Raw genomic sequence first — 20,154 nt, 5'->3', positions numbered from 1 at the left:
TGATCAGTGACCCATGCCCAATCCGCCGTCAACGGGAATGACGGCTCCTGTGATGTACGAGGCGTCGTCCGACGCGAGGAAGCGGACGGCCGCGGCGATCTCCTCCGGCCGCGCGTAGCGGCCGAGCGGGACCTGCCCGACGATGCCGGCGCGCTGCTCGTCGGTGAGCACCTTCGTCATGTCGGTGTCCACGAAACCGGGCGCGACGACGTTGAAGGTGATGTTGCGGGAGCCCAGCTCGCGGGCGAGGGAGCGGGCGAACCCGACCAGTCCGGCCTTGGAGGCGGCGTAGTTCGCCTGCCCCGCGGAGCCGAGCAGGCCCACGACCGAGGAGATCAGGACGACGCGGCCCTTCTTGGCGCGCAGCATCGCGCGGTTGGCGCGCTTGACCACACGGAAGGTGCCGGTGAGGTTGGTGTCCACGACCGAGGTGAAGTCGTCCTCGGACATGCGCATCAGCAGCTGGTCCTTGGTGATGCCGGCGTTCGCCACCAGCACCTCGACCGGGCCGTGCTTGTCCTCGATCTCCTTGTAGGCCTGCTCCACCTGCTCGGCGTCGGTGATGTCGCAGCGGACCGCGAGGACGCCGAGCCCGGTGAGTTCCTCGGGCGGCTCGCCCGAGCGGAACGTGATGGCGACCTGGTCGCCGGCCTCTGCGAAGGCACGGGCGATGGCGAGGCCGATGCCCCGGTTACCTCCGGTGACGAGAACCGAGCGGCTCAACGGATCACCCTTTCCCTAGCTGTCTGGTCAACCGAAAACCTATCGGTCCCTCCCTGTATACGGAGAATCGGGCCTCGACAGGGCCTGGTGAGTCGCTCTGTGGGGTCCCTACAGAAAGATGTAGGCACGAGACGCCCGGTCGCGACATGATCGGAGTCTCCGGACCCGACCACAGGGAGACCTCCGTGCCTCATTCCATCGACGCCGCGTTCACGGCGCTGCCCTTGCGGGCGCTCGCCGACGCGGCGCTCGCCCGCGCCCGCGCACTGGGCTGCGACCATGCCGACTTCCGGCTGGAGCGGATCCGCAGCGCCGCGTGGCGGCTGCGGGACGCCAAGCCGTCCGGCTCCTCCGACACCACCGACCTCGGGTACGCGGTCCGGGTGGTGCACGGCGGCAGCTGGGGCTTCGCCTCCGGCGTCGACCTGACGATGGACGGCGCCGCCAAGGTGGCCTCGCAGGCCGTCGCCATGGCCAAGCTGTCGGCGAAGGTGATCGCCGCCGCGGGGTCGGACGAGAGGGTGGAACTGGCTCCCGAGCCGGTGCACGCCGAGCGGACGTGGATCTCCGCGTACGAGGTGGACCCGTTCGACGTGCCGGACGAGGAGAAGGCCGCACTGCTGGCCGAGTGGAGCGGCCGGCTGCTCGGCGCGGACGGGGTCGCGCACGTCGACGCCTCGCTGCTCGCCGTCCACGAGAACAAGTTCTACGCGGACACCGCCGGCACCGTCACCACCCAGCAGCGGGTCCGGATCCACCCGCAGCTCACCGCCGTCGCGGTGGACGGCAAGACCGGCGAGTTCGACTCGATGCGCACCATCGCGCCGCCGGCCGGCCGCGGCTGGGAGTACCTGACCGGCACCGGCTGGGACTGGAACGCCGAGCTGGAGGAGATCCCGGGACTGCTCGCGGAGAAGATGCGCGCGCCGAGCGTCGAGGCCGGCCGCTACGACCTGGTCGTCGACCCGTCGAACCTGTGGCTGACCATCCACGAGTCCATCGGCCACGCCACCGAGCTGGACCGCGCGCTGGGCTACGAGGCGGCGTACGCCGGCACCTCGTTCGCCACCTTCGACCAGCTGGGCAAGCTCCGGTACGGTTCGTCGATCATGAACGTGACGGGTGACCGCACCGCCGAGCACGGCCTGGCCACCATCGGCTACGACGACGAGGGCGTCCAGGCCCAGAGCTGGGACCTGGTCAAGGACGGCACCCTGGTCGGCTACCAGACGGACCGCCGGATCGCGCAGCTGACCGGCCTGGGCCGCTCCAACGGCTGCGCGTACGCGGACTCCCCCGGGCACGTGCCGGTGCAGCGGATGGCGAACGTCTCGCTCCAGCCGGACCCGGGCGGGCTCTCCACCGAGGACCTGATCGGCGGGGTCGAGCGCGGCATCTACGTGGTCGGCGACCGCTCCTGGTCGATCGACATGCAGCGCTACAACTTCCAGTTCACCGGCCAGCGCTTCTTCCGGATCGAGAACGGCCGGCTGGCGGGCCAGCTGCGCGACGTCGCGTACCAGGCCACCACCACCGACTTCTGGGGCTCGATGGAGAAGGTGGGCGGCCCGCAGACGTACGTCCTGGGCGGCGCCTTCAACTGCGGCAAGGCCCAGCCGGGCCAGGTCGCGGCGGTCTCGCACGGCTGCCCGTCGGCGCTGTTCCGCGACGTCAACATCCTGAACACGACGCAGGAGGCCGGCCGATGAGCTCGCTTTCGAACAGCCGCACCGCCCCGCACGAGATCGTCGAGCGGGCGCTGGAGCTGTCCACCGCCGACGGCTGCGTGGTGATCGCCGACGAGCAGTCCACCGCGAACCTGCGCTGGGCGGGCAACGCGCTGACCACCAACGGCGTCACCCGCGGGCGCACCCTCACGGTGATCGCGACCGTCGACGGCAAGGAGGGCACGGCCTCGGGGGTCGTCTCGCGCTCCGCCGTCACGGCCGCGGACCTGGAGCCGCTGGTGCGGGCCGCCGAGGCGGCCGCCCGTACCGCCGGCCCGGCCGAGGACGCCCGGCCGCTGGTGGCGGGCACCCCCGCCTCCCCCGATTTCACGGACGCCCCCGCGGAGACCTCCTCCGCGGTGTTCACGGACTTCGCGCCGGCGCTCGGCGAGGCCTTCGCCCGGGCCCGCGCGGGCGGCCGCGAACTGTACGGCTTCGCCAACCACGAGATGGTCTCCACGTACGTGGGCACCTCCACGGGCCTGCGGCTGCGGCACGACCAGCCCACCGGCACGCTGGAGCTCAACGCGAAGTCCCCGGACCGGCAGCGCTCGGCGTGGGCCGGCCGCTCCACCCGTGACTTCAAGGACGTGGACCCGGGCGCGCTGGACGCCGAGCTGGCCAAGCGGCTCGGCTGGGCCGAGCGCCGGATCGAGCTGCCCGCCGGGCGGTACGAGACGCTGCTGCCGCCCACCGCGGTCGCCGACCTGCTGATCTACCAGATGTGGTCCTCGGCGGCCCGGGACGCGGTGGAGGGCCGGACGGTCTTCTCCAAGCCCGGCGGCGGCACCCGGCTGGGCGAGCGGCTCTCCGAGCTGCCGCTGACGCTGCGCAGCGACCCGAACGAGCCGGGCCTGGAGTGCGCGCCGTTCGTGATCGCGCACAGCTCGGGCGACGACGCGTCGGTGTTCGACAACGGCCTGCCGCTGCCGCCCACGGCGTGGCTGCACGAGGGCGAGCTGGCCCGGCTGACCACCACCCGGCACAGCGCGGAGCTGACCGGGCAGCCGGTGGCGCCGACGATCGGCAACCTGATCCTCGACGGGGGCGGCGAGAAGTCCCTGGAGGAGATGGTCGCCGCCACCGAGCGGGGCCTGCTGCTGACCTGCCTCTGGTACATCCGCGAGGTCGACCCGGCCACGCTGCTGCTCACGGGCCTGACCCGGGACGGCGTGTACCTGGTGGAGAACGGCGAGGTCGTGGGCGAGGTGAACAACTTCCGCTTCAACGAGTCGCCGGTGGACCTGCTGTCCCGGGCGACCGAGGCGGGCCGCACCGAGAAGACGCTGCCGCGCGAGTGGAGCGACTGGTTCACCCGGGCCGCGATGCCCGCGCTGCGCATCCCCGATTTCAACATGAGCTCGGTCAGCCAGGGCGTCTGACGCCCATAGACTGGCCGGGAACGTTCCCCCTTCACAAGGAGTCGAGAGACCGTGACGGACATCGTCGACGAACTGAAGTGGCGTGGGCTCTTCGCCCAGTCCACCGACGAAGAAGCGCTGCGCAAGGCGTTCGCGGACGGTCCCGTCACGTTCTATTGCGGCTACGACCCGACGGCGGCCTCGCTGCACGTCGGGCACCTGGTGCAGGTGCTCACGATGCGCCGGCTCCAGCTGGCCGGCAACCGGCCGCTGGCGCTGGTGGGCGGGGCCACGGGTCAGATCGGCGACCCGCGGCCCACGGCCGAGCGCACCCTGAACGACCCGGAGACGGTCGCGAACTGGGTGGGCCGGCTGCGCGCGCAGATCGAGCCGTTCCTGTCCTTCGAGGGCGAGAACGCGGCGGTCATGGTGAACAACCTGGACTGGACGGCGGGCATGTCCGCCATCGAGTTCCTGCGCGACATCGGCAAGCACTTCCGCGTCAACAAGATGCTGACGAAGGACTCGGTCGCCAAGCGGCTGGAGTCGGACCAGGGCATCAGCTACACGGAGTTCAGCTACCAGCTGCTCCAGGGCATGGACTTCCTGGAGCTGTACCGGCGGCACGGCTGCACGCTCCAGCAGGGCGGCTCCGACCAGTGGGGCAACCTGACGGCCGGTCTCGACCTGATCCACCGGGTGGAGCCGGAAGCCGCCGTGCACGCGATGGCGACGCCGCTGATGGTGAAGGCGGACGGCACCAAGTTCGGCAAGACCGAGGGCGGGGCCGTGTGGCTCGACCCGGAGATGACGACGCCGTACGCGTTCTACCAGTTCTGGCTGAACGTGGACGACCGGGACATCTCCACCTACATGCGGATCCTGTCCTTCCAGAGCCGTGAGGAGCTGGAGGAGCTGGAGAAGCAGACCGCCGAGCGGCCGCAGGCCCGGGCCGCGCAGCGGGCGCTCGCGGAGGAGCTGACCACGCTCGTGCACGGCGCCGACCAGTGCGCCGCCGTGATCTCCGCGTCGAAGGCGCTGTTCGGGCAGGGCGATCTGGCGGAGCTGGACGAGGCCACGCTGGCCGCGGCGCTGTCGGAGCTGCCGCAGGCGCGGACCGAGGGGCTGGTCCCGGTCGTGGACCTGCTGGCGGAGACCGGCCTGGTGGCGAGCAAGTCGGCCGGCCGCCGGACGGTGAAGGAGGGCGGTGCGTACGTGAACAACGTGAAGATCGCCGCCGAGGACGCCGTGCCGGACGCCGCGGACCTGCTGCACGGACGCTGGCTGGTGTTGCGCCGCGGCAAGAAGAACCTGGCCGCAGTCGAGGTCACCGGGGTCTGACCGGTCGTACGACACGGGGGCCGGTGCGGACGGGAACGTCCGCGCCGGCCCCTTCGCCGTGCCGGGGGCGGGTCCGGAGCCGGCCGGCAGCGGGAGCGGCCCGGGCTACGCCGTCCGCCTGTTGCCCTTCAACGCCATGTACACCATGTCGCCGAGGCCCACGACGACGACGGCGCCGGCCAGCTGGAGCAGGTGCCGGGTCCAGTCGATGCCCCGGGTGTCTTCGACGCCGATCCATGTCGCGACCGCGTTGCCCAGGACGCTGCCGATGATGCCGAAGACCGTGGTCAGCCACAGCGGCTGGTGCTGCTTTCCGGGGAGGATCGCCCGGGCGATCAGGCCCAGCACGAATCCGACGATGATCGCCCACAACCAATGCATGACGCCTCCTCGTGGCGCGATGTGCGCATGTGGGCCCAGTGTCGATCGCTACGACGAATGGTGCATGTCGGACACCTCCGTTCGTGGGACACCCGCTCTCCACGCCGCGGACCGGGCGGGCTACGGTGGAACCGGTCGGACCGGGGAGTGTCCGGTGACGGAATCGGGTGATGGAACGTGATGCGCAGGCACAACGGCACCGAGGTCTTCCGGATCACGGGAGCCCGCCAGGGTCTGGCCGAGGACGTGCGCGGCCGGCAGCGCCGGTACGTGATCTCGATGGCGATCCGCACCCTGTCGGTGATCCTGACCGTGGTGCTGTGGAACGTCGAGCGGCACGTCGCCGTGGTCACCCTGATCGCCGGCGCGCTGCTGCCGTACGTGGCCGTGGTCATCGCCAACGCGGGTCGCGAATCGGCCCCTTCGCTGCCGTCGCATTTCATCCCGACGCCCGTCCGACCGGCTCTGGAGACCGGAAACCTCAGGAAAAGCTCAGATCAATCGTGAGGTTCCGGTGCACCGCACCCGGTCGTGCGTGACATACTGCCTACGCGCTCCGCATCCCCCGTCGGAGCGACGGACCGACGCCGGGCAGCTCCCCCCGTGGCTGCCCGGCGTCGCCATTCCGTACCCCGCGCCCCGAGGCGCCGGTACGTGCTGACTTAGGGTTGAGTCCGTGAACTCCCCTGACACCGCTGCCTCCACCGAGACGACCGCACCCATCTGCTCCGCCAAGGGCTGCCGCGACGCGGCCGTGTGGGTGCTGGCGTGGAACAACCCGAAGCTGCACACGCCGGAGCGCCGCAAGACCTGGCTGGCCTGCGAGGAACACCGCGAGCACCTCTCCCAGTTCCTGGGCGTGCGCGGTTTCCTGAAGGACGTCGTGAGCCTGGCGGAGTGGGAGGCCCCGGCTTCGGACCCGGCGCCCGCCCCGGACCAGGCCTCGGACTCAGCCGCCGATCGCTGACATCGGACGGTCGGGCTGCAGGAAGGACGGGTCGTCGAGTCCGGACCCGGCCTTCTTGCCCCACATCGCCACCTTCCACAGGCGGGCGATCTCCTCGTCCGGGGCGCCGGAGCGCAAGGCGGCCCGCAGGTCGGACTCCTCGGTCGCGAACAGGCAGGTGCGCACCTGGCCGTCGGCGGTGAGGCGGGTCCGGTCGCAGGCCCCGCAGAACGGCCGGGTGACGGAGGCGATGACGCCGACGGTGGCGGGGCCGCCGTCGACCACCCAGCGCTCGGCGGGGGCGGAGCCGCGCTCGGCGGCGCCTTCCTCGGTGAGGTCGAAGCGGGTGCGCAGCGAGGCGAGGATGTCCCCGGCGGTGATCATGCCGTCGCGCTTCCAGCCGTGCTGGGCGTCCAGCGGCATCTGCTCGATGAAGCGCAGCTCGTAGCCGTGCTCCACGGCCCAGGCCAGCAGGTCGGGGGCCTCGTCGTCGTTGAGTCCGGGCATGAGCACGGCGTTGACCTTCACCGGGGTGAGGCCGGCTTCCTGGGCCGCGGCCATGCCGTCGATGACGTCCTTGTGCCGGTCGCGGCGGGTGAGGGTCTTGAAGACCTCGGGGCGCAGCGTGTCCAGCGAGACGTTGACGCGGTCGAGTCCGGCGTCCTTGAGGGCGCGGGCGGTGCGCTTGAGGCCGATGCCGTTGGTGGTCAGCGACATCCTGGGGCGGGGCGCGAGCTCCGCGCAGCGCGCGACGATGCCGACGAGGCCGGGCCGCAGCAGCGGCTCGCCGCCCGTGAAGCGGACCTCGGTGATCCCGAGGTCGGTGACGGCGATGCGGATCAGGCGGACGATCTCGTCGTCGGTGAGCAGATCGGGCTTCGCGAGCCACTGCAGGCCTTCTTCGGGCATGCAGTAGGTGCAGCGCAGGTTGCACCGGTCGGTGAGAGAGACACGCAGGTCGGTGGCCACGCGGCCATAGGTGTCGATGAGCACTGAGGGCCCCCTCCCCTTGTCCGGAACTAGAGGTCTTCTGCTTGTTCGAGCCTACGCGACGCTCATGACATCCAGGGGCGCCGGATCGAACGAGACGCGGCGTGGCCGCGTCGTAGGGAACTACGACGCGGCCACGGAGGGTGTTCGGTGTTTTCCGCTGGGTTCCGGCGGGCTCAGTGGGCTCCGGTTCCGGTCAGCGAGCGGACTTCCAGCTCCGCGTACTTCGCGGGGTCGGCGGTCTCCTTGGACAGGACGGTGCCGAGCCAGCCGAGGAGGAAGCCCAGCGGGATGGAGACGATGCCGGGGTTCTCCAGGGGGAACCAGTAGAAGTCGGCGTTCTTGAACATCGAGGTCGGCTTCCCGGACACGACGGGTGAGAACAGCACCAGGACCACCGACGAGATCAGGCCACCGTAGATGGACCAGAGCGCGCCCTGGGTGGTGAAGCGCTTCCAGAAGAGGCTGTAGAGGATCGTCGGCAGGTTGGCCGAGGCGGCGACGGCGAAGGCGAGGGCCACCAGTCCGGCCACGTTCAGGTCGCGGGCGAGGGCGCCGAGGCCGATGGCGACCGCGCCGATGCCGACGGTGGCCCAGCGGGCGGCCCGTACCTCCTCGGCCTCGGTGGCCTTGCCCTTGCGGATGACGTTCACGTACAGGTCGTGGGCGAAGGAGGAGGACGAGGCCAGGGTGAGGCCGGCGACCACGGCGAGGATGGTGGCGAAGGCGACCGCGGAGATCACCGCGAGCAGGATCGCGCCGCCCGTGGAGCCGGATCCGCCGCCGACCGCCTCGGCGAGCATCGGGGCGGCGGTGTTGCCCGCCTTGTTGGACTTGACGATGGCGTCGCGGTCGAGCAGCGCGGCGGCGCCGAAGCCCAGGGCGATGGTCATGAGGTAGAAGGCGCCGATGATGCCGATGGCCCAGTTGACGGACTTCCGGGCGGCCTTCGCGGTGGGGACTGTGTAGAAGCGGATCAGGATGTGCGGCAGGCCCGCCGTGCCCAGGACCAGGGCGATGCCGAGCGAGATGAAGTCGATCTTCGAGGTGGCGTTGGCCCCGTACTTCAGACCGGGCTCCAGGAAGGAGGCGCCGTGGCCGCTGTTCTCGGCGGCCCGGCCGAGCAGCTCGGAGACGCTGAAGTCGAACTTCAGGAGCACCAGGAAGGTGATGAGCAGGGCGCCAGCGATCAGCAGGACGGCCTTGACCATCTGGACCCAGGTGGTGCCCTTCATGCCGCCGATGGTCACGTAGACGATCATCAGGACGCCGACGAGGGCGACGATCGCGACCTTGCCGCCGTCGCTGGTGATGCCGAGGAGCAGCGAGACCAGGACGCCGGCTCCGGCCATCTGGGCCAGCAGGTAGAAGATCGAGACGACGATGGTGGAGGTGCCGGCGGCGGTACGGACCGGGCGCTGGCGCATCCGGTAGGCGAGGACGTCGCCCATCGTGTAGCGGCCGGAGTTGCGCAGCGGCTCGGCGACCAGCAGCAGGGCGACGAGCCAGGCCACGAGGAAGCCGATGGAGTAGAGGAAGCCGTCGTAGCCGAAGAGGGCGATGGCTCCGGCGATGCCGAGGAAGGACGCGGCGGACATGTAGTCGCCGGAGATCGCGAGGCCGTTCTGGAAGCCGGTGAACTGGCGCCCGCCGGCGTAGAAGTCCGCGGCGCCGCGGGTCTGGCGGCCGGCCCAGACGGTGATGATCAGGGTGCCGACGACGAAGAGCCCGAAGAGGGTGATGATCAGCGGGCGGTGCTCGGTTGCGGACCCGGCGGCGAGCGGGCCGGCCTGGTCGAGGAGGGCTCGGTTCACTGTCCGGCCTCCATGCGGGACTTGATGGCGTCGGCCTTCGGGTCGAGCTGGGTGGCGGCGTGGCGGGCGTACCACCAGGCGATGAGGAAGGTGGTGGCGAACTGCGCGAGGCCGAGGGCGAGGGCGACGTTGATGTTGCCGTAGAGCTTGATCCCCATGAAGCCGCCCGCGTAGTTCGACAGCAGGACGTACAGCAGGTACCAGGCGATGAAGGCCACGGTCAGGGGGAACGCGAACGACCGGTGGGCCTGTCGCAGCTCGCCGAACTCGGCGCTCTGCTGGACCTCGGCGAATTCCTCCGGTGTCGGCAGGACACGTGCGGCGGCCGGGGTCGGCCCCGACTCTGCGGGTGGCGGCGCTGCGTCGGTGGTCACGGGCTCTCCTTGCGGTGCGGATGCGGTGGGGGCGACGGACAAAACAACCTCCAAGGGACGCGGCGGCGCTGATCCCCTGCTGTCAACGGCACGGATGGCAGATCAGGCCGGTTCAACGGCGGTTTTTTCTTTCGGAATTCATTGCTTCGGCGGGAAGATCGGCGCTAGCTTCACTCGTCATGTACCCGTCCATACGCAACCCGCGTCCGGACGGCACTTACACGGATGATGTGGAGAACCCATGGCTCATCTCGGGTCCCGACGCCGCCGCGCACTCGCCGTGCCGGTCGGCCTGGCGCTCACGGCCTCGCTCGGCTTCCTCCCGGCGGTGACGGCCTCGGCCGCGCCCCTGGACACGGTGGCCCAGGCCGCAGACACCACCGGCCCGAAGCTTTCGTACGTGGTGAACCTCGGCCCGTACGGCCAGGTCAAGCAGGTCAAGAAGGCGATCGAGCGGGCCGGCGGCACGGTGGTGATCGCCCATGACAAGATCGGCGTCATCGTCGCGCACTCCGCGAACCCCGACTTCGCCAAGACCATGCGGACCGTCAAGCACGTCGTTTCCGCGGGTGCCACCCGTACGGCCCCGCTGTCGGCGGTCCAGACGACCGACGAGGGCACCACCCAGAAGCTGAGCGCGGCGGACGCCGCCAAGGCGGCCGCGAAGGCCGCCCCGGGCGAGGAGCCGCTGGAGCCCAACCAGTGGGACCTGCGGGCGATCAAGGCCGACCAGGCGCACAAGATCAACGATGGCAGCCGTCGGGTCACCGTGGGCGTCATCGACACGGGTGTGGACGACACCCACCCGGATCTCGCCCCGAACTTCTCGAAGGAGCAGTCCGCCAACTGTGTCGGCGGCGTCGCCGACACCAGCGAGGGCGCCTGGCGTCCGTACGCGGACGGCAGCGACCACGGCACCCACGTGGCGGGCACCATCGCGGCCGCGCGCAACGGCGAGGGCATCAGCGGTGTCGCGCCGGGCGTGAAGGTCGCGGCCATCAAGGTGAGCGAGCCGGCGACCAGCCTGTTCTACACCGAGGCGGTCGTCTGCGGCTTCATGTTCGCCGCCGAGAAGGGGATCGAGGTGACCAACAACAGCTACTACGTCGACCCGTACCTCTTCAACTGCAAGACGGACGACGACCAGAAGGCGCTGGTGGAGGCCATCGGCCGGGCGACGAAGTACGCGGAGCGCAAGGGTGTGCTCCACGTGGCCTCGGCCGGCAACTCGAACCAGGACCTGGCGGCGGACTCCCTGGAGGACACCACCAGCCCGAACGACACCACCCCGGTGACGCGCACCATCGACCCCAGCGTCTGCCTGGACCTGCCCACCCAGCTCCCGGGCGTGGTCTCGGTCAGCGCCACGGGTGACAAGGGCCTGCGCTCGTACTACTCGAGCTACGGCCTCGGTGTCGTCGACGTCTCCGCCCCCGGCGGCGACAAGTGGCAGATACCCGGCACCCCGGACGCCAACGGCCGGGTGCTGTCGACCCTCCCGGGCGGCGGCTACGGCTACAAGCAGGGCACCTCGATGGCCGGCCCGCACGTCGCCGGTGTCGCGGCCCTGCTCAAGAGCGTTCACCCGGGTGCAACCCCGGCCCAGCTCCAGCGCATGCTGAAGGCCCAGGCCGACAAGAAGACCTGCCCGGACAAGATCTACGACGCCACCGGCGCCCTGATCGACGCCGTCACCTGCGAGAGCAAGTGGGGCCAGACCGGCTACTACGGCTACGGCGAGGTCAACGCCCTCAACGCCGTCAAGTGGTAGTCACCGCGTGACGGTCGCCTAGGCAGTGCACGGCGAAGGGGCCGGGCGGGGGAGATCCCCGCCCGGCCCCTTCCCGTGTTCCCGACCCCCGGGCAGCCGGGCTCACGGGCTCACCGGTGACGGCTCACGGCGTGATGAGCACCTTCAGGGCGCTGCGGTCGTCCATGGCGCGGTAGCCGGCCGGGACCTCGTCGAGGGTGACGGCCCGGTCGAAGACGGGCGAGGGGTCGATGGTGCCGTCCAGGACGTCCTTGAGGAGCTCCGGGATGTACGCGCGCACGGGGGCGACGCCGCCGCGCAGGGTGATGTTGCGGTCGAACATGACGCCGAGGTCGAGTCCGGTGCCGCTGCCGTGCGGGACGCCGACGTAGCCGATGGCCCCGCCGTCGCGGGTGATGTTCACGGCCGTGCGCATGGACTGCTCGGTGCCGACGGCCTCGATGACGGCGTGCGCGCCCTCGCCGCGGGTGAGTTCGCGTACGGCCGCCTCGGCCGCCTCGCCGCGCTCGGCGACGACGTCGGTGGCCCCGAAGAGCTTGGCGATGTCGGTGCGGGCGGAGTGCCGGCCCAGGGCGATGATCCGGTCGGCGCCGAGGCGCTTGGCGGCGAGGACGCCGCACAGCCCGACCGCGCCGTCGCCGACGACCGCGACGGTCGAGCCGGCCTTGACGCCCGCGCCGAGGGCCGCGTGGTGGCCGGTGCCCATGACGTCGGAGAGCGCGAGCAGCGCGGTCAGCAGGTGGTCGTCGGAGGCCGCGTCGGCGGGCAGCTTCACCAGGGTGCCGTCGGCGTGCGGGACCCGCACGGCCTCGCCCTGGCCGCCGTCGTAGCCGACCGAGCCCCAGAAGCCGCCGTGCACGCAGGACGTGTAGAGGCCTTCGGTGCAGTACGCGCAGACCCCGTCGGACCACATGAAGGGGGCCACGACCAGGTCGCCGGCGCGCAGCCCGGTGACGGCGGAGCCGGTCTCCTCGACCACGCCCAGGAACTCGTGGCCGATGCGCTGGCCGGGCTGGCGCTCGGCCTCGCCGCGGTAGGCCCACAGGTCGCTGCCGCAGATGCAGGCGCGGAGCACGCGGACGACGGCGTCCTCGGGTGCCTGGACGGCGGCGTCGGTCACCTCCTCCACGCGGATGTCGTGCGGGGCGTGGATGACGGTGGCGCGCATGCTGCTGTCCTCGGGGTGTGCGGATTCAGCCGGAAGTGTCGGGTACGACTTCCCTACGGTACGCCTGGTGCGCGTCGAGGGCTCCGCGGGCCAGCAGGTACTGGGCGGCCAGGTAGGTGAGCATGATCCAGAAGTCGGGGCGGGGCAGCTGGGGCCACTCCGCGACACCGGTGGCGATCAGGGTGTCGGAGATCAGGAAGAGCGCGCCGCCGGCGCCCGCGACCCGGCCCAGCGCCCCGGACCGGTAGGCCATGGCGGTGAGCAGCAGGCTGTATCCGGCCACCGGGACGCGCAGGTCGGCGGGCAGGTCGGACCAGAGCAGGGCGACCGTGCCCACGAGGGCGACGGCGTATCCGGCGCCGGTGAGCGGCGAGGTGCGGCCGCGGCCGAACAGCACGAGGTAGCAGACGTGCCCGGCGGCGAAGGAGCCCATGCCCAGCAGGAAGGCGAGGTCGGCGTCGAAGAGCAGGGCCAGGTCGCCGCCCCAGCCGAAGAGCAGGGCGGCGGTCAGCAGCCGGGGGGCCCGCCGGGTGAGGACGTGGGCGACGAGCAGCGGCATCAGCAGCGGCTTGGCCAGGACGTGTCCCGGGTGCCAGTCGGCGAGCAGCGCGATCAGGTCGGCCGCGGCGGCCGCGGCGAAGGCGGCGAGCAGTACGCGGGCGAGGCGGGCCCGGCGCGGCGAGTCCGCGGGGGCGCCGGACCACGGGGGGGTGCGGACGGGGGCGGGGGCGTCGGGGTGCGTCATGCGGCACGCTCCGGAGCGGGGACGGCGACGGCGACGGCGCCGGACGCGGAGCCGTCGGCGGCAGCGGGCCCGGACTCGGCGACCGCGGACCCGGGCGCGGTGGCCGGCTCGGACGGCCGGGCCTGGGGGGCCGGGCTCCAGCCCGGGCCGCGGAACACCCGCCCGGCCCGCTCGTGCCAGCTGCCGGCGGCGCGTACGTCGCGTGCGATGGCGGCGTACTCGTGGGTGGCCACGCGCAGCGGGTTGAAGGTGTCGATGTTCTTGGTCAGGCCGAAGACCGGCTTCTCGGTCTCGCCGGTCCAGGAGCCGAACATCCGGTCCCACACGATCAGGATCCCGCCGAAGTTCCGGTCCAGGTAGCCGCCCTGGGAGGCGTGGTGGACGCGGTGGTGGGAGGGGGTGTTGAAGACGAACTCGAAGGGGCGGGGCAGCTTGTCGATCCGCTCGGTGTGGATCCCGAACTGGTAGACGAGGTTGACCGAGTAGCAGAAGGCGACGGCCGCCGGGTGCACTCCGCAGGCGATCAGCGGCAGGTAGAACGGCCAGGAGGTGACGCTGGTCCAGGGCTGGCGGAGGGCCGTGGTGAGGTTGAACTTCCGGCTGGAGTGGTGCACCACGTGGCAGGCCCACAGGATGCGGATCACGTGGTGTCCGCGGTGCTGCCAGTAGTAGCAGAAGTCCTGGGCGAGCAGCATGAGCAGGACGGTCCACCACAGCACGGGCACCCGCAGCGGGGTGAGTTCGTAGACCGCCGTGTAGATGGCGAGGACCGGGATCTTCCAGACGAAGTCGAAGGCGAGGCTGCCGATCCCCATGCCGAGACTGGTGGCGGCGTCCTTCTTCTCGTACCCGGCGGCGTCCTCGTCGGGATGGATGCGGTAGCTGACCATCTCGACGACGGTGAGCAGGACGAAGGCCGGTATGGACCACAGCACGACATCGGGCAGGTTCGGCATGACAGGACCATAGAGGCGGGTCCCGGGGTCCGCCAGGGGTTGTTACCAATCAGTATCCGCGGATGTTACCGGGGGTACCGGCAGATCGGCGGGTACCCGCCTGTACGGACCGCCGACCCCCGCCGATACTGGGCGCCCGGGTCCGGGGGCGGCGGAGGGGCGGGACGCGTGACGGGTTTCGAGACACTGCTCGCGAAAGCGGCGGGAACCGCCGTGAGCGCACTGGTCAAGGCGGCGCTCGGCCGGGCGCCCGGCGCCGGTCTGGCCGCCGGCCCGACCGCGCCGGCCCCGCGCTGGCGCCGCCCCGCCACCCTCGGAGAGCCCGAACTGCTGCGCCTGACCGAGGAGTTGCAGCGCCGCCTGCGCGGCCCGGCCGACCGGCTGCCGGAGTCGGAGCGGGCCGCCGCCGTCGAGGCCGTACGGGACGCCTTCGCCGCGCTGGGCGCGCTCGGCCCGGACGCCCTGTTCGCCCTGGACCTCGACCCCGACCGGCTGGCGGCGGCCGTCCTCGCGCACACTCCGCCGGCCGGCCTGAGCGGGCCCGCGCAGGCCGGCTACCGGGAGCTGGTCGGACTCTGCTGCCGGCACGTGCTGGAGTACGCCACCACGCTGCCGGGCTTCGGCGCGCGCGCCGACGTCGAACTCGTCCGCCGCACCGGCGACCTGGCCCGCTCGCTGGCCGACGTACGGGAGCGGCTCGGGCCGGTGCCCGACGCGGCCGCGCACGCCTTCGAGCAGCGCTACGCCGAGTACCTCGCCGCCACCCAGTCCCGGCTGGAGCTGTTCGGGCTCACGCTCGGCCGGGGGCACCGGGAGTGGCCGCTCGACACCGCGTACATCAGCCTCGCGGTGAGCGCCGACGGCCGGCCGCCGGGCGGCCCGGGGGTGCCCGGGCCCGGGCTCGGCGCCCCGGTCAGCGCGGAGCAGGCCCTCGCGGGCGCGGCCAGGGTGCTGCTGCGCGGGCCGGCCGGGTCCGGGAAGAGCACGCTGGTGCAGTGGCTGGCTCTGAACGCGGCCCGCCGCAGCTTCGGCCCCGAGCTGCGGGACTGGAACACCTGCGTGCCGTTCGTGCTGCGGCTGCGGTCCTTCAACTCCCCCGGCGCGCTGCCGGACCCGGACGGCTTCCTGGCCGCGGCCGGGGTGCCGCTGCACGGCTCGGCGCCGCCCGGCTGGACGGGCCGGCTGCTCGCCGAGGGGCGGGCCCTGGTCCTGGTGGACGGCGTGGACGAGGTCCCGCAGCGGCTGCGCAACCGGGCCGAGGCCTGGCTGCGGAACCTGATCGCGGCCTACCCGCACGCCCGCTACGTGGTCACCACCCGGCCGTCGGCGGTGCCGGAGGGCTGGCTGGCCGGCCAGGGCTTCACCACCCACTCCCTGCTCCCCATGGAACGCGACGGCATCCGCACCTTCATCGGGCACTGGCACCGGGCGGCCCGTGCCGAGGAGCGGCCCGACGACCTCGCCGGCCTCGACACCTACGAGGCCTCCCTCGTCAAGGCCGTCACCACCCGCCGCGACCTGGGCCGGCTGGCCACCAACCCGCTGATGTGCGCGCTGCTGTGCGCCCTGAACCGGGACCGCCGGATGCAGCTGCCCCGGGCCCGCAAGGAGCTGTACGACGCCGCCCTCGACCTGCTGCTCGTACGACGGGACACCGAGCGCGAGATCAACGGCGTGGAGGGCGTCGAGCTGACCCGCGACGAGCAGATGGTGCTGCTCCAGCGCCTCGCGTACTGGCTGATCCGCAACGACCAGCAGGAGGCCCGCCGCAAGGACGCGGTGCTCATGATCGACGGCTGGCTGGACGCGATGCCGCAGGTCCGCGCCCAGGGCACGGCCGAGCAGGTCTTCTCGCACCTGCTGATCCGCAGCGGGGTGCTGCGCGAACCGGCCCCGGGCGCCGTGGAGTTCGTCCACCGGACCTTCCTCGACTACCTCGGCGCGAAGGAGGCCGTGGAGAGCCGGGACTTCGGGGTGCTGGCCCGCAACGCCTACGACGACGGCTGGGACGACGTCGTACGGATGGCGGTGGGGCACGCCCGGCCCGGCGAGCGCGCCCACCTGCTGCGGAGCCTGCTGCGCCACGCGGACCGGTCCCCGCGCTACCGCAGCCGGCTGGTGCTGCTGGCCGCGGCCTGCCTGGAGCACGCGCCCGAACTGGACCCGGCGGTACGCGCGGAGATCGAGACCCGCACCGCCGAGCTGCTGCCGCCGCGCGGCCGGACCCAGGCGGAGGAGCTAGCGAAGGCCGGGGAGCTGGTCCTGGAGATGCTGCAGGGCGCCGACGAGCTGGCCGCCCGGGAAGCGGCGGCCACCGTGCGCACGGCGGCGCTCGTGGGCGGCGACCGGGCGCTGGAGGTGATCGCCGGGTTCCGGGCCGACGAGCGGGCCGAGGTGCAGCTCGAACTGGCGGTGAACTGGGGATCGTTCGACGCGACCGCCTATGTGGACGCGGTCCTCGGCGCGATTCCGCTCCCGGGCGCGTTCCTCCAGACCCGGACGGCCGAGCAGGTGGCCGAGCTGCCCCGGCTGCGCCACATCACCCGGATCCAGCTGGAGGGCGACCACGGCATCCCGCGGGACCTCCTCTCCCATCGGGACCTCACGGGCCTGTTCCTCACGAGCAACGCGAGCCTGCGCGACCTCGGGCCGCTGCGCGGGCTGCCACAGCTGCGCCAGCTCGGCATCAACGGCTGCCCGCACGTCGACCTCGACACGCTGCGCGGACTCCCGCTGGAGGCCCTCTACCTCTACCGGCTCGCCGACGGGCTCGGCCTGGAGCCGCTGGCGGACCTGCCCGCGCTCACCCACCTCGGGCTGGACTTCGACACCGGCCCCGCCTCGGTGGGCGAGATCCCGGTCGGCCCCGGGCTGATCGGGCTGGCGCTCTACCGGGGAGCGCACGGGCTGTCCCTGGACGGACTGGAGAAATGGCCCGGGCTGCGGTCCCTGACCATCGGCGGCGACCGGCAGGCCGTGCAGTTGGAACGCCTCACCCCGCTGCCGGCGCTGACCTTCCTGCACATGACCGGGCAGAGCGCACTGGACGTGGCCACCCTGCTGCGGCACCGCGAGCTGACCCACCTCTCGGTGAGCCAGTCCGCGCTCGCCTCCGGACTGGAGCCGCTGCGCTCCCTGCCACGGCTGGAGCAGCTGTACCTCACCGACTGCGGCGGCCCGGTCGACCTGCGGCCGCTGCGGGACCTCGACCGGCTGACGGTGCACGTCTCCGGCACTGCGCAGCCGCTCGGCGCACACCTCTTCCCGCCGGACCGGCTCGTGGTCCACGAGTGAGCCGGTCCGGCGGGAGGGGGTGCGGTTCACGACATCCGCCCGGTCACCAGACCCGTACGGACCCGCCGCGGGCGAAGGCCGGGCTGGTGGCCTGCGGCGGGATCTCGGTGAGCGGCCGCGCGACCTCCGCCACGGTCGGGCCGTGCTTGGCCGCGATCGGGTCGAGGACGGCGAGGTCGAAGCCGTAGACCCGGGCGGCGTTGCCGCCGACCATCGCGGCGACCTCCTCGCGCGGGAGCCCCGCGTACGCGATGCGCAGGCCCTCGCGGGAGTACGGGGTGGTGCCCTCGTCGTGCGGGTAGTCACTGCCCCACATGATCTTGTCGAGGCCGATCCGGTCCCGCAGCGGCACCTCGTGCGGGCGCATGAAGCTGGCGCCGACGAAGCAGTTGTCCCGCCAGACCTCGCCCGGACCCTTGCCCATGGACTCGGCCAGGCCCGCGCCGAACTTCTTCTCGGCGGTCTCGGCCGACGCCCCGGCCGCGACCAGGCGCCCGTGGTAGTAGTCCAGCATCTCCACGACCCCGGGGATCCAGCCGGAGCCCTGTTCGGTGAGGACCAGCTTGAGGCCCGGATGGCGGCGGAACGCGCCCCCGAAGATCAGGTGCCACAGGGCGCGGTGCGAGAACCAGGTGGCCTCGACCATGAAGACCGCCCGCGCGGCCGGTTCGTCGCCCAGCGGCGGGGACGCGGAACCCCCGTGGTGGTTCACCGGTACGTCCAGCTCGTCGCAGACCGCCCAGATCGGGTCGTACACCGAGGAGTACAGCTCGGGCACGGTCGAGCCGGGCGGTACGCCGGGCAGCAGGATGCCGCCGGTCAGGCCCGCGTCGCGGCAGCGGCGGATCTCCGCGACCGCCGCGTCCACGTCGTTCAGCAGGATCTGCGCCACGCCCGCCCGGCGGCCCGGGGCGTCGGCGCAGAAGTCGGCGAGCCAGCGGTTGTGGGCCTGGAGGCCGGCCCAGCGCTGCTCGTACTCGGCCCGGGTCGGCGGCTGGGCCATCAGGGAGGCGTTCGGGAAGAAGGGCGGGATGGTGTTGGGGAAGAGGACCTCCGCGACGATGCCGTCCGCTTCGAGCTCGGCCAGCCGGCGGGGCGAGTTCCAGTTCCGGTCGGCGGTGTCGGCGAGCAGGTCCTCGTACGGATTGACGTATCCGGCGGCCCAGGCGTCGAAGTCCTCGTGGTGGCGCTTGTCCAGGTACGGCCTGTAGTCGAGGAGGTCGGCGCCCGCGTGGCAGTCGGCGGAGATGACGGTGTAGCGGTCGTCCATCAGGAGGCCCCCAGGACCGGGAAGTCGTTGTCCGTCAGCCAGTGCCGGCCGACCTCGCGGGAGCGCGCCCATGAGGCCTCGACCGCCGCCTGGTCGGGCGACTGGCCGAGCTCCGCCGGGGTGGGGCCGATCCGGCGGGCGACCGGGGCGAGCTTGGCCGTGTCGAAGCCGAAGACGTCGGCGGCGGCCAGGCCCAGCATCCGGCGGGTCTCGGCCACCGGGATGTCGTGGAAGGTGTTCTTCAGCCAGGTGCGGGTGTGGGGCCAGGTGCCCTCGGGGTGCGGGAAGTCCGAGCCCCACAGGATGTTGTCGACGCCGATCTCGTAGCGCTGCGCCAGCTCGCGGCGCTTGGTGTTGGTGGCGCAGACGAACACCTGCCGGTCCAGGTACTCGCTGGGCGGGCGCTTCAGCTCCGCGAACGGGGACAGCTTCTTGCCGCCGTGCGCGCCCAGGTAGAGCCGGTCCATGAACCACAGCTGGTTCGGCAGCCACCAGCAGCCCGACTCGGCGACCCCGAACTTCAGGCCCGGGTGGCGCTCGAAGACCCCCGACCAGAGCAGGAACCACAGCGGCCGGGCCGGCCACCACGTGACCTCGGAGACGTAGATGCCGAGGTGGTCGCCGTACTCGTGGCGCGGGGCCGCGCCGGAGTGGGTGACGATCGGCATGGCCGTCTCGGCGGCGGCCGCCCACACGGGGTCGTAGCGGCGGTCGTGGTAGGGCGCCTTGTCCACCCACATCGAGGGGATCATCAGCGCGCCGAGGCCGGACTCCTTGGCCCGGTGGATCTCGGCGACCACCTTCGACGGCTCCCCGGTGATGGGCAGCAGGGCGACACCGCAGTGCCGTTCGGGGTGGGCGGAGACGAACTCGGCGAGCCAGCGGTTGTGCGCCTGCGCGCCCGCCATGCCGAGTTCGGGGTCCTGGTCGCCGGACAGGCCCAGGCCCACCCCGAAGGGGGCGGCGGTCTGGCTGTCGACGGCGTCCGCGTCGGGGAAGACGACCTCGGCCGCGACCCCGTCGCCGTCGAGCTCCTTCAGCCGCTGGGTGGTGTCCCAGCCGCCCTTGAGGCCCTCCTCGTGGTCGTGGAACCACTTCTCGGCGAAGGCCTCGTTGCGCACCCCGAGCCGGGTGGCCTCCTCGCGGCGGGCGTCGCGCTGGCCGAGGAATTCGTCGAACTCGGGGTGGAACCGGGAGTCGAGGTAGGGGCGGTACCGCTCGGTGGGCAGGCCCGCGTGGCAGTCGGAGGAAATGATCAGATACGGGTCTTCGTACGGAGTCTCACTCACGGGT

At 72.1% G+C, this 20,154-nt stretch carries 17 protein-coding genes; 7 read left to right on the top strand and 10 right to left on the bottom strand.

Going from position 1 to position 20,154, the window contains the following annotated elements:
• Window positions 1-3 precede the first annotated feature (3 nt).
• The gene (fabG, locus tag OG764_RS27070; RefSeq protein ID WP_328971035.1) at window positions 4-723 is read right to left on the bottom strand and encodes a 3-oxoacyl-[acyl-carrier-protein] reductase; all 720 of its coding nucleotides are present in this window, start codon (window positions 721-723) and stop codon (window positions 4-6) included.
• Window positions 724-908: 185 nt separating this feature from the next.
• On the opposite strand from fabG, the gene OG764_RS27065 reads away from it, so the two are divergent.
• The 3 genes from OG764_RS27065 to tyrS are packed head-to-tail and all read left to right on the top strand — an operon-like array spanning window position 909 to window position 5,152.
• Complete coding sequence (locus OG764_RS27065; RefSeq protein WP_328971034.1) at window positions 909-2,432, top strand: TldD/PmbA family protein; 1,524 nt, start codon at window positions 909-911, stop codon at window positions 2,430-2,432.
• Window positions 2,429-3,832 carry a metallopeptidase TldD-related protein gene (locus OG764_RS27060; RefSeq protein WP_328971033.1) on the top strand — a complete coding sequence of 468 codons (1,404 nt, stop codon included), beginning with the start codon at window positions 2,429-2,431 and terminating at the stop codon, window positions 3,830-3,832. The genes OG764_RS27065 and OG764_RS27060 overlap by 4 nt, the downstream gene beginning before the upstream one ends.
• A gap of 51 nt (window positions 3,833-3,883) precedes the next feature.
• A complete protein-coding gene (gene tyrS, locus OG764_RS27055; protein ID WP_328971032.1) occupies window positions 3,884-5,152 on the top strand; it encodes a tyrosine--tRNA ligase in 1,269 nt (422 codons plus the stop codon).
• Between the two features lie 105 nt (window positions 5,153-5,257).
• On the opposite strand, the gene OG764_RS27050 is transcribed toward tyrS, so the two are convergent.
• Entirely contained in the window at window positions 5,258-5,533 is a 276-nt protein-coding gene (locus tag OG764_RS27050; RefSeq protein WP_328971031.1) for a GlsB/YeaQ/YmgE family stress response membrane protein, read from the bottom strand.
• 180 nt (window positions 5,534-5,713) lie between these two features.
• On the opposite strand from OG764_RS27050, the gene OG764_RS27045 reads away from it, so the two are divergent.
• Window positions 5,714-6,040 (top strand): DUF3099 domain-containing protein, encoded by a 327-nt coding sequence (locus tag OG764_RS27045; RefSeq protein WP_328971030.1) that lies wholly within the window; start codon window positions 5,714-5,716, stop codon window positions 6,038-6,040.
• Window positions 6,041-6,209: 169 nt separating this feature from the next.
• A complete protein-coding gene (locus tag OG764_RS27040; protein ID WP_328971029.1) occupies window positions 6,210-6,500 on the top strand; it encodes a hypothetical protein in 291 nt (96 codons plus the stop codon).
• Here OG764_RS27040 and moaA read toward each other — a convergent pair.
• The 3 genes from moaA to OG764_RS27025 all read right to left on the bottom strand — a co-directional run bounded on the left by moaA (window position 6,483) and on the right by OG764_RS27025 (window position 9,657).
• The gene (gene moaA, locus OG764_RS27035; RefSeq protein WP_328971028.1) at window positions 6,483-7,472 is read right to left on the bottom strand and encodes a GTP 3',8-cyclase MoaA; all 990 of its coding nucleotides are present in this window, start codon (window positions 7,470-7,472) and stop codon (window positions 6,483-6,485) included. The two genes, OG764_RS27040 and moaA, sit on opposite strands and share 18 nt — an antisense overlap.
• A gap of 173 nt (window positions 7,473-7,645) precedes the next feature.
• A complete protein-coding gene (locus OG764_RS27030; RefSeq protein ID WP_328971027.1) occupies window positions 7,646-9,283 on the bottom strand; it encodes a solute symporter family protein in 1,638 nt (545 codons plus the stop codon).
• Entirely contained in the window at window positions 9,280-9,657 is a 378-nt protein-coding gene (locus OG764_RS27025) for a DUF485 domain-containing protein (protein ID WP_443056061.1), read from the bottom strand. The genes OG764_RS27030 and OG764_RS27025 overlap by 4 nt, the downstream gene beginning before the upstream one ends.
• A gap of 241 nt (window positions 9,658-9,898) precedes the next feature.
• On the opposite strand from OG764_RS27025, the gene OG764_RS27020 reads away from it, so the two are divergent.
• Window positions 9,899-11,428 carry a S8 family serine peptidase gene (locus OG764_RS27020; protein ID WP_328971026.1) on the top strand — a complete coding sequence of 510 codons (1,530 nt, stop codon included), beginning with the start codon at window positions 9,899-9,901 and terminating at the stop codon, window positions 11,426-11,428.
• 124 nt (window positions 11,429-11,552) lie between these two features.
• Here the strand turns inward: OG764_RS27020 and OG764_RS27015 are convergent, their stop codons facing one another.
• From OG764_RS27015 to OG764_RS27005, 3 genes are read right to left on the bottom strand one after another with little or no spacing between them, the layout of a single operon-like run.
• The gene (locus OG764_RS27015; protein ID WP_328971025.1) at window positions 11,553-12,596 is read right to left on the bottom strand and encodes a zinc-dependent alcohol dehydrogenase family protein; all 1,044 of its coding nucleotides are present in this window, start codon (window positions 12,594-12,596) and stop codon (window positions 11,553-11,555) included.
• 25 nt (window positions 12,597-12,621) lie between these two features.
• Window positions 12,622-13,341, bottom strand: coding sequence for a lysoplasmalogenase (locus tag OG764_RS27010; protein ID WP_328971024.1), 720 nt, complete (start codon window positions 13,339-13,341; stop codon window positions 12,622-12,624).
• The gene (locus tag OG764_RS27005) at window positions 13,338-14,297 is read right to left on the bottom strand and encodes a sterol desaturase family protein (protein ID WP_328971023.1); all 960 of its coding nucleotides are present in this window, start codon (window positions 14,295-14,297) and stop codon (window positions 13,338-13,340) included. The genes OG764_RS27010 and OG764_RS27005 overlap by 4 nt, the downstream gene beginning before the upstream one ends.
• Before the next feature lie 168 nt (window positions 14,298-14,465).
• Between OG764_RS27005 and OG764_RS27000 the strand changes: the two genes are divergently transcribed.
• The gene (locus OG764_RS27000; RefSeq protein ID WP_443056059.1) at window positions 14,466-17,591 is read left to right on the top strand and encodes an NACHT domain-containing protein; all 3,126 of its coding nucleotides are present in this window, start codon (window positions 14,466-14,468) and stop codon (window positions 17,589-17,591) included.
• Window positions 17,592-17,634: 43 nt separating this feature from the next.
• Here the strand turns inward: OG764_RS27000 and OG764_RS26995 are convergent, their stop codons facing one another.
• Window positions 17,635-18,861 (bottom strand): amidohydrolase family protein, encoded by a 1,227-nt coding sequence (locus OG764_RS26995; protein ID WP_328971021.1) that lies wholly within the window; start codon window positions 18,859-18,861, stop codon window positions 17,635-17,637.
• A complete protein-coding gene (locus tag OG764_RS26990) occupies window positions 18,861-20,150 on the bottom strand; it encodes an amidohydrolase family protein (protein ID WP_328971020.1) in 1,290 nt (429 codons plus the stop codon). The genes OG764_RS26995 and OG764_RS26990 overlap by 1 nt, the downstream gene beginning before the upstream one ends.
• Between the last annotated feature and the right edge of the window lie 4 nt (window positions 20,151-20,154).

It is taken from the genome of Streptomyces sp. NBC_00239, from assembly GCF_036194065.1.
Taxonomy (GTDB): Bacteria; Actinomycetota; Actinomycetes; order Streptomycetales; family Streptomycetaceae; genus Streptomyces.
Note: the sequence above shows the minus strand (reverse complement) of the source record. Positions and strands in the feature narration are given on the sequence as shown.